At 35.8% G+C, this 9,611-nt stretch carries 8 protein-coding genes and 1 pseudogene; 8 read left to right on the top strand and 1 reads right to left on the bottom strand.

Annotated elements, in window-relative coordinates:
* From AC1DJR_RS15655 to AC1DJR_RS15630, 6 genes and pseudogenes are all read left to right on the top strand, one after another.
* A partial coding sequence (locus tag AC1DJR_RS15655) for an aldehyde dehydrogenase family protein (RefSeq protein WP_477002967.1) occupies positions 1–393 on the top strand: 393 nt, incomplete at its 5' end.
* Between the two features lie 30 nt (positions 394–423).
* On the top strand, positions 424–1,779 hold the full coding sequence (locus AC1DJR_RS15650; protein WP_429687937.1) for an aspartate aminotransferase family protein: 1,356 nt from the start codon (positions 424–426) through the stop codon (positions 1,777–1,779).
* A gap of 79 nt (positions 1,780–1,858) precedes the next feature.
* Positions 1,859–3,478, top strand: coding sequence for an amidohydrolase (locus AC1DJR_RS15645; RefSeq protein WP_429687938.1), 1,620 nt, complete (start codon positions 1,859–1,861; stop codon positions 3,476–3,478).
* Between the two features lie 357 nt (positions 3,479–3,835).
* Positions 3,836–4,923, top strand: a pseudogene (locus tag AC1DJR_RS15640) (multidrug effflux MFS transporter).
* A gap of 137 nt (positions 4,924–5,060) precedes the next feature.
* The gene (locus AC1DJR_RS15635; RefSeq protein ID WP_477002966.1) at positions 5,061–5,609 is read left to right on the top strand and encodes a hypothetical protein; all 549 of its coding nucleotides are present in this window, start codon (positions 5,061–5,063) and stop codon (positions 5,607–5,609) included.
* Between the two features lie 535 nt (positions 5,610–6,144).
* Complete coding sequence (locus tag AC1DJR_RS15630) at positions 6,145–7,536, top strand: amino acid permease (RefSeq protein ID WP_060749114.1); 1,392 nt, start codon at positions 6,145–6,147, stop codon at positions 7,534–7,536.
* A gap of 48 nt (positions 7,537–7,584) precedes the next feature.
* On the opposite strand, the gene AC1DJR_RS15625 is transcribed toward AC1DJR_RS15630, so the two are convergent.
* Positions 7,585–8,604 carry a zinc-binding alcohol dehydrogenase family protein gene (locus tag AC1DJR_RS15625; RefSeq protein ID WP_429687941.1) on the bottom strand — a complete coding sequence of 340 codons (1,020 nt, stop codon included), beginning with the start codon at positions 8,602–8,604 and terminating at the stop codon, positions 7,585–7,587.
* Between the two features lie 318 nt (positions 8,605–8,922).
* Here AC1DJR_RS15625 and AC1DJR_RS15620 point away from each other — a divergent pair, with 318 nt between their 5' ends.
* Positions 8,923–9,252: a PadR family transcriptional regulator gene (locus tag AC1DJR_RS15620; RefSeq protein WP_477002965.1), complete on the top strand. Its 330-nt coding sequence runs from the start codon at positions 8,923–8,925 to the stop codon at positions 9,250–9,252.
* Positions 9,239–9,611, top strand: a 373-nt coding sequence (locus AC1DJR_RS15615; RefSeq protein ID WP_477002964.1) for an HAAS signaling domain-containing protein, incomplete at its 3' end; no start/stop codon positions are given. The genes AC1DJR_RS15620 and AC1DJR_RS15615, both read left to right, overlap by 14 nt.

Here is a 9,611-nt window from a genome sequence, read left to right as displayed (position 1 = left end):
CGTGAAGACGATGCAGCAAACAACCAGGGTTATTTTGTTGGCCCAACGATTTTTGACAATGTGACACAGGAAATGAAAATTTGGCAAGATGAAATCTTCGCACCGGTTCTTTCTATTGTACGTGTAAAAGACTTGATGGAAGCGATTCATGTTGCTAATGCATCACCATTCGCAAATGGTGCATGCCTGTACACAAATAGCGCGAAAGCCATTCGTGAATTCCGTGAAGAAATTGATGCAGGTATGCTTGGGGTCAATCTTGGAGTTCCTGCTCCAATGGCATTCTTCCCATTCTCTGGTTATAAGAAATCTTTCTATGGTGATCTCCATGCAAATGGAAAAGATGGCGTAGAATTCTATACTCGTAAGAAAATGCTTACGGCTCGTTATTGAAAGAGTGATGTAAAACCATAAAAAGATAGAATGGAGCTGGTGATTGTGCAAGCGACAGAACAAACACAAAGTTTGAAAAAAACAGATGAAAAGTACCTTTGGCATGCAATGAGAGGAGCAGCCCCTAGTCCAACGAATTTAATTATCACAAAAGCAGAAGGGGCATGGGTGACGGATATTGATGGAAACCGTTATTTAGACGGTATGTCCGGTCTTTGGTGCGTGAATGTTGGGTATGGTCGAAAAGAGCTTGCAAGAGCGGCGTTTGAACAGCTTGAAGAAATGCCATATTTCCCTCTGACACAAAGTCATGTTCCTGCTATTAAATTAGCAGAGAAATTGAATGAATGGCTTGATGATGAATATGTCATTTTCTTTTCTAACAGTGGATCAGAAGCAAATGAAACGGCGTTTAAAATTGCTCGACAATATCATCAGCAAAAAGGTGATCATGGACGCTATAAGTTTATTTCCCGCTATCGTGCTTACCACGGTAACACAATGGGGGCTCTTGCAGCAACAGGTCAAGCGCAGCGGAAGTATAAATATGAACCACTCGGGCAAGGATTCCTGCATGTAGCACCGCCCGATACGTATCGCAATCCAGAGGATGTTCATACACTGGCAAGTGCTGAGGAAATCGATCGTGTCATGACATGGGAGTTAAGCCAAACAGTAGCCGGTGTGATTATGGAGCCAATTATTACCGGGGGCGGAATTTTAATGCCTCCTGATGGATATATGGAAAAAGTAAAAGAAATTTGCGAGAAGCACGGTGCGTTGCTCATTTGTGATGAAGTTATATGTGGATTTGGACGAACAGGGAAGCCGTTTGGATTTATGAATTATGGCGTCAAACCAGATATCATTACAATGGCAAAAGGCATTACAAGTGCGTATCTTCCTTTGTCAGCAACAGCAGTTAGACGAGAGATTTATGAGGCATTCGTAGGCAGTGATGATTATGATCGCTTCCGCCATGTAAATACGTTCGGAGGCAATCCTGCTGCTTGCGCCTTAGCTTTGAAGAATTTAGAAATTATGGAGAATGAGAAACTCATTGAACGTTCCAAAGAATTGGGTGAACGACTATTATACGAACTTGAGGATGTAAAAGAGCATCCAAACGTAGGGGATATTCGCGGAAAGGGCCTTCTTTTAGGCATTGAACTAGTGGAAGATAAGCAAACAAAAGAACCAGCTTCCATTGAAAAGATGAACAAAGTCATCAATGCTTGTAAAGAAAAAGGTCTAATTATTGGTAAAAATGGTGACACTGTTGCAGGTTACAATAATATTTTGCAGCTTGCGCCTCCATTAAGCATCACAGAGGAAGACTTTACTTTTATCGTTAAAACAATGAAAGAATGTCTAGCTCAACTTTAATTGATTATTGATAAATTTTGTTGAAAAGCGGAAGAGCCTATTGAGAGATATAACTTTAAATGCAGAAAGGGTTGAGTGTATGAAAGCTGATGTTGTATTGATAAATGGAGAAGTTATTACAGTAGACCAAAAGAATACAGTAGTCGAAGCTGTAGCAATAAAAGATAATCGTATCGTAGTTGTTGGCTCAAATCAGGAGGTTAAGAGTTTTATAGGAGAAAAAACGGATGTAATTGACCTGCAAGGAAAAACGCTTCTTCCTGGATTCATTGATTCCCATATTCACCTCATTTCTCATGGACTAAATCAATTGGCTGTCAGTTGTAAAGCTGAACATATTGATTCTATCGATGCTTTGTTAGATGATCTGAAAAAGAAGGCCTTAGAAACGCCAAAAGGTGAATGGATACGTGCTTGGGGCTTTAATGAAACCGCTGTGAAGGAAAAGCGTTATCCAACAATTACTGAGCTGGATGAAATTTCAGTTGAACACCCTATTATTGTATCCCGTACTTGCCACCACATAAGCGTGGTGAACAGCAAAGCATTAGGAATTGCGCAAATTAACGAGAACACACCGAACACGAGTGGGGGGATTATTGAAAAGAATCAGGCAGGAAGGCTTACAGGAAAGTTAATTGAAGCAGCAAATATGAGTATGAGCGAGGTTGCAAGTTATACAGAAAGTGAAATGATGAAGGCTGTGAAAATTGCATCAGATCATTTCGTTGCAGCTGGCATAACAAGTATACATGACGCAGGTGGAGATGGACCTGAGAGTTTTCGTTTACTACAACGAGCAGTGAAGAGTAGGGATATTCGTGTCCGAATATATGCAATGATATGTCAAATAAATAACTCTCATGAATTTGTTAATAAAATGATCGAAGCTGGTGTGATAACTGGTACCGGAGATGAGAGATTTAAAGTTGGACCGGCTAAATTGTTTACAGATGGAAGTAGCACTGGCCCTACAATTGCAACCCGTAAGTCATATTCAAGTGACCCTAACAATTACGGCATTCTTTATTATAGTGAGGAAGAAATCTATAAGGTTTTAGGTGAAGCGCATAAAAAAGGTTATCAAATCACTGTACATGCACAAGGTGATAAAGCTATTGAAATGTATTTAAATTGTGTAGAAAGGGCGCTAGAGGAATCACCAAGAAAAAATCATCGCCATCGAATCGAACACGCGGGAATTTCTTCACCAGATTTACAAGAGCGAATGAAAAAACTAGAGATGGTTCCAATTCCAAACCCTCCATTTCCATATGAATTTGGAGAGATATATGTCCGGCATTATGGTGATCGTGTTAATCACATGTACGCTGCTCGTGATTTTATTGATCGTGGTATCATTGCAGCAGGTAGTTCGGATGCACCAGTTACTGACTATAATCCTTTATTAGGAATTCATGTTGCTGTCAATAGAAAAACCAAGTCTGGAATAGAGGTTGGTGCTAATCAATCTATAAGCGTAATGGAAGCTATTAAACTATACACATGGAATGGTGCTTATGCGAGTTTTGAAGAAGAGATAAAAGGAAGCATAGAGGCCGGAAAACTGGCGGATTTAGTTATATTAAATGACAGCATTTTAAGTGTCAATCCAAACCAAATTAAAGATTTAAAAGTAGAAACAACAATTATTGATGGTGAAATTATCTATCAAAAAGAACAATCAGTGAAAATGTAGCAATAAAAAAACGCCCCTTCAATTGTGAGAATGATTTTAACAATTGAAGGGGCGTTTCAGTTGTTTAGTTGCGCTTTTCAAATCGTATTAATTTTCCAAGAGAATTGAAAGGACATTCGTGTACTAACAAATATTAAGATTATGAACACTAGAAAACGAACACAACCTATCATATAATTGAAAGACTATATTTTAAAATCAATGTTAATATTACCCTCCTATAAGTATTAACATGCGTAATTGAGGTGTTTTCTTTGTTGTTTTATAATCGAATTTCTATAATGGCCCCTCCTGTTCCATAGCTAAGGAAAGTCTATTCATTTCTGAGATTTTCAAAGTTATAGGAGGGTATTAAAAGTGAAAAAAGTCTCAGTACCATCACTTTGGTTAATGATTATTCTTGTGGCATTTCCGCAAATTAGTGAAACGATTTACACACCGTCTTTACCTGATATTTCAAAGGCGTTGCACGTAAGTGAATTGTAGTATATGGCGCTGGAAGTTTCTTATGCTATATTGCAAATTCTATTGAATTTTTATTGTTTAGTCGTTTTATTCAAGCATTTGGAGCAAGTGCTGGTTCAGTTGTGACACAAACGATTCTTCGTGAAAGTGTAGAAGGGCATAAGCGCCACGTTATGTTTGCTCAAATTTCGGCAGTCATTGCTTTTACACCAGCGATAGGTCCACTAATTGGGGGCTTTCTTGATCAAATGTTTGGATTTAAAATAGTATTTTTAAGTTTAGTTGTTATGAGTGTTGGGATTTTGTTATATACGTTTGTTTCTCTTCCGGAAACAAAAACGGAATCAGTAACGGATAAAATAAATGTATTTTCTGTATTAAAACGGTTGATTACAAATCCGAAAGTAGTAACATATGGGTTATTAATTGGAGGAGCGAATGGTGTTTTATTTAGCTACTATGCAGAAGCGCCGTTTATCTTTATTGAATACTTTCAGTTATCGCCTAGTATGTACGGATTTCTAGGAATTGTTGTTGCGTCTGCTTCTATTATTGGAGCGAAAGTTTCAAAGCGGTTACTTGCTACTTATAAACCAGAGAAAATTATATATATCGGTTGTCTTGTAATGACAGGTGGAGCWRTCSYYTTAWCTRTTATTACTTCAKTTGGATCAAATCCAAACATAATATATATGAYYGGATTTTTAGTAGCGATGTTTATATTGCTATTAGGAATTGGGGTAGCATTGCCTAACTGTTTAAGTTTAGCATTAGTAGATTTTCAAGATGTCATTGGTACAGCTGGAGCATTGTTTAGCTTAGGCTACTATGTAATTGTAACGATGACAATTTGGGGAATGAGTCAGCTTCATACGGGCTCGTTAATGGTGATGCCGCTTTATTTTCTGGCTATAGTAGTTATCATGATGGTATTTACTAAAGTGTTTATTTTAGGTAAACAAACTTCAAAAATGATTTAAATATGAAATTGTAAAAGAGTCTCATTTTTTAATGAGACTCTTTTATATTTTATGAACATAACTATAGGTATGAATATGTAATTGATGTTAAAATATAATAAAATTGTATAGTTATAGTTTTTAGGGAGGGTGAAAATATGTTAATGAATCTAGTATGTGCTCTACTAATCATTTCTGGACTTATTATAGTTGTAAGAAATACTTTCATTTTAAACCACTATCTTTGTAATTTAATGGCATTTTTTTGTGCTTATATGACAACATCTTCCTACGTATTAGAGCAGCTTGCGTTAACAAAAATCATATTGATACTATGTTTGTTGCTGATAACTTTTATTCTTATATACTCACATTTCGAGATTAGAGGGCTCGCTTTTAACGATTATACGGTATTTAATCTACCTTCTAGCCGAGTGAGTATATTAGTGAAAGACGGGTTAACCGAAGCGAACATAGAATTTACATTGGATAAAAATAATATATATTTATCAGGATCTCCTGTTAAAATTYGAATATTGAATAGACCATTACATACAACTAATATTTTATTTAGAAAATGCCCAGAGGATATAAAGACAAAAATTAAAGGTATTATTAAGGAAAAGATAAAAGATGAGGAGAAAAGTTTTCCTCTTTCCGGTGTATTGTTGATTGTTTTAAGTGTAGTTATATTTTTCTTAAAGTAGGAGATGGGATAGAGAATTTTTAGTTGTGAGAACGGGATAAATAAGAGATGTAGAAGCTAGTGACTTTGTAGTTTTACTAATATATTAAATTTATGCGAGATGTGTTAATCGCATGTGTAAGCAATTACRGTACAAACTATAAAKAGTGAAGTATATGCGGTATGAAACCGAGGMRGATAKKWTCTCCTCGGTTATTTATATTGTAATAAYATTYATACCGGAATCATATTGAATAGATGTATTTTATTGTTAATTTAGTTAAAAATTAATCAAACTAATATATAATAATTTACTGAAAAAATAATTGAACTTTTCAGATAAATGAATTAATATGAAGTGAGCAATTTTAAATTTTATAGAAAATAGGAAGATGAGGGGTTTTGGAAATTTTATAAGAGGCAAAATGAGATTTTAGGATAGCTTTAAAGTTAGTCTAAAATGACGTTTGTTTCATCATTTTCAGGGCCAAACAGGAATTAGGGTACACCATCTTACTTTAAATGCGGCTATGAATCATCTAAGAGGGGGAAATGAAGTGGCAAACAAAGAATTGAAACGAGGTTTAGAAGCACGTCATATTCAAATGATTGCTTTAGGCGGAACAATTGGTGTTGGTTTGTTTATGGGGTCAGCCAGCACGATTAAATGGACAGGTCCGTCAGTAATGCTTGCATATGCAATCGCAGGTGTTTTCATCTTCTTCATTATGCGTGCCATGGGAGAAATGTTGTATATGGAGCCAAGCACAGGTTCATTTGCGACATTTGGTCACAAATATATTCATCCGTTAGCTGGTTATATGACAGCGTGGAGTAACTGGTTCCAGTGGGTTATTGTTGGGATGTCAGAGATTATCGCAGTTGGAGCGTATATGAAATATTGGTTCCCGGATTTACCGGCTTGGATACCTGGTATTATCGCGATGGTTATTCTTGGTGCGGCCAACTTAATTTCTGTTAAGTCATTTGGTGAATTTGAATTTTGGTTTGCGATGATCAAAATCGTTACGATTCTATTAATGATTATTGCGGGATTTGGACTTATTTTCTTTGGAATTGGTAACGGCGGAGAAGCGATTGGCATATCTAACCTCTGGGTAAATGGCGGTTTCTTTACAGGTGGTTTTTCAGGATTCTTCTTTGCATTATCACTTGTAGTTGGAGCGTATCAAGGTGTGGAATTAATCGGGATTACTGCTGGTGAAGCGAAAGATCCGAAGAAGACACTTACTAGAGCAATTCAAAGTACAATTTGGCGTATTTTAATTTTCTATATTGGTGCTATTTTCGTTATTGTAACTGTTTATCCTTGGGATCAATTAAGTTCAATTGGTAGTCCRTTCGTAGCRACTTTTGCGAAAGTTGGTATTACGGCAGCTGCGGGACTTATTAACTTCGTTGTTATTACAGCCGCTATGTCTGGTTGTAACAGTGGTATTTATAGTGCAGGACGTATGCTTTATACACTAGGTGTAAATGGACAAGCACCGAAATACTTTACGAAGATCTCTAATAACGGTGTACCTTTATTCGGTACAGTTGGTGTAATTATCGGTTTAGCGGTTGGTGTTGTTTTAAGTTATATTGCACCRAAAAACTTATTCGTATATGTATATAGTGCGAGTGTACTTCCTGGTATGGTGCCATGGTTTGTCATTTTAATTAGTCAAATTCGTTTTAGAAAAGAAAAAGGAGCAGAGATGAAAGATCATCCGTTCAAAATGCCATTTGCTCCTGTTACAAACTATTTAACGATAGCCTTTTTAATTATGGTATTAATCGGAATGTGGTTTAACGATGATACACGTATTTCACTAATTGTAGGTATTGTTTTCTTAGCTATCGTAACAATTAGTTTCTATGCTTTCGGAATAGGGAAACGAGCTCCGTTAGACGTTAAAAATGATCAAGAGATTTCAAGTAAATAAAGATAGTAAAAAGTCCGATTTCCCGTTTAGAAATCGGACTTTTTATTATTAAAATTTCTCTACAACGATCTTTCCAATTGTACGCCCACTTTCAAGTTGTGCATGTGCTTTCTTTATGTTTTCAGCGTTAATTGGTGTGAATGTTTCATTTAATGTAGTCTTTAAAATGTCTTCATCTAATAGTTCGCTTACTTTATTTAATAGTTCGTGCTGCGTACTCATATCACCAGTTTCATACATCGCTTTTGTAAACATAAACTCCCAAACGAATGTAGCACTTTTATTTTTTAAAATTCCCATCTCAAGAGGGTGTTCATTTTCTACGATAGAGCAAATTTTCCCTTGTGGTTTAATGATGTCACCCATCGCGTGCCAATGTTGATCAGTATTGTTTAAGCAGAAGATATAATCTACATCTTTTAGCCCAAATTCTAATATTTGATCTTTTAAAGGTTGGTGATGATTAACTATATAATCGGCGCCGAATTTTTCAACCCAGTGTATGGTTTCGTTGCGGGATGCGGTTGCGATTACGTTTAGTCCAGCCCATTTAGCTAACTGAATAGCAATCGAGCCAACACCACCGGCTCCGCCGATAATTAAAATGTTTTTAAATGAATTTTCATCTTTCTTATTATAATCAATGCCTAAACGTTCAAACAAACCTTCCCATGCTGTGATGGCTGTTAAAGGAAGTGCTGCAGATTCAGCATCACTCAAAGTTTGTGGTTTTTTACCAACAATTCTTTCATCAACTAGATGGTATTCACTGTATGTACCTTGCCTCGTAATGCTTCCAGCGTAAAACACTTCATCGCCTTCTTTAAATAACGTACAACCTTCGCCAGTTTGTACGACAACACCACTAGCATCCCAGCCAAGTATTTTTGCTATATCTTCTTTTTTATCTTTCGGAGATCGAACTTTTGTATCAACTGGATTAACGGAAATAGCGTTAATTTTAACAAGTATATCTCTTCCTGTGGCAACAGGTCTTTCAACTTCAATATCAATTAAACTGTTTTCTTCTTCAATAGGTAAGTATTCATGTAAACCAATTGCTTTCATTTTTATTCCCTCCATTAAAGTAAGAGTCTGTTCTTTTTTTATTATAGTGGGTAAAGTGTCTTTATGTAAAAAAGTGGACTCCTTTCCGTTTTATAAAAGGATTGAATAAACCTCATTTAGAATTCCTTAATTGAAAGAGAAAAGCCATCGTTTTGATTTTATAAGCGTCGAATCATTATTTTTAAGTTATACTTATTTTTCCAGTGTACCTTGCAATGAATAATACTAAGTGGTATATTATATTTGCAAGTACTTATTATAAAATGGTACTGAATAATAAATAGTAGTGAATGTCAATTAGAATAGGGTGAATGAACATTGAATGTACAATTTAAAAAAGGAGTTTTAGAACTTTGTGTGCTTGTCTTACTCGATAAGCAAGACCGTTATGGATATGAATTAGTTCGRARTATTTCCAATCAAATTGAAATATCAGAAGGGTCTGTTTATCCKCTWCTTCGTAGATTAACYAARGAAGAATATTTTACAACGTATTTACAGGAGTCTTCAGAAGGGCCTTCAAGGAAGTATTATAAACTGACRGATAAAGGTAGAACGTATTTGTAYCAACTTTTGGAKGAATGGAATGAGTTTTCRCAAGGTGTCAATCAATTAATWAAAGAAGGTGTACGTAATGACGAAAGATAAATTTTTACAACAATTAAATGCATCTCTAAAAAGATTATCTGAAAAAGAGCGTGCAGATATTTTAAAAGATTATGAAGAACATTTTACTTTCGGGTTAGAGGAAGGGAAAAGCGAAGAAGAAATTGCAGCTTCATTAGGTTCTCCAGCTCAAATCGCTAAAGAGTTATTAGCAGATTATCATATTGAGAAAGTAACAGCAAGTGCAACAACAGGAAACGTTTTTCGGGCAATTTGGGCAGTAATTGGATTAGGTTTTTTCAATTTAGTAATAGTGCTTGGACCTGCAATTACATTAGCAGCATTGATTTTTTCAGGATGGGTTCTAGGAATCTCATTTTTAGGTTCACCATTACTTGTTC

This window comes from Bacillus sp. 05T31 (genome assembly GCF_056396725.1).
Note: the sequence above shows the minus strand (reverse complement) of the source record. Positions and strands in the feature narration are given on the sequence as shown.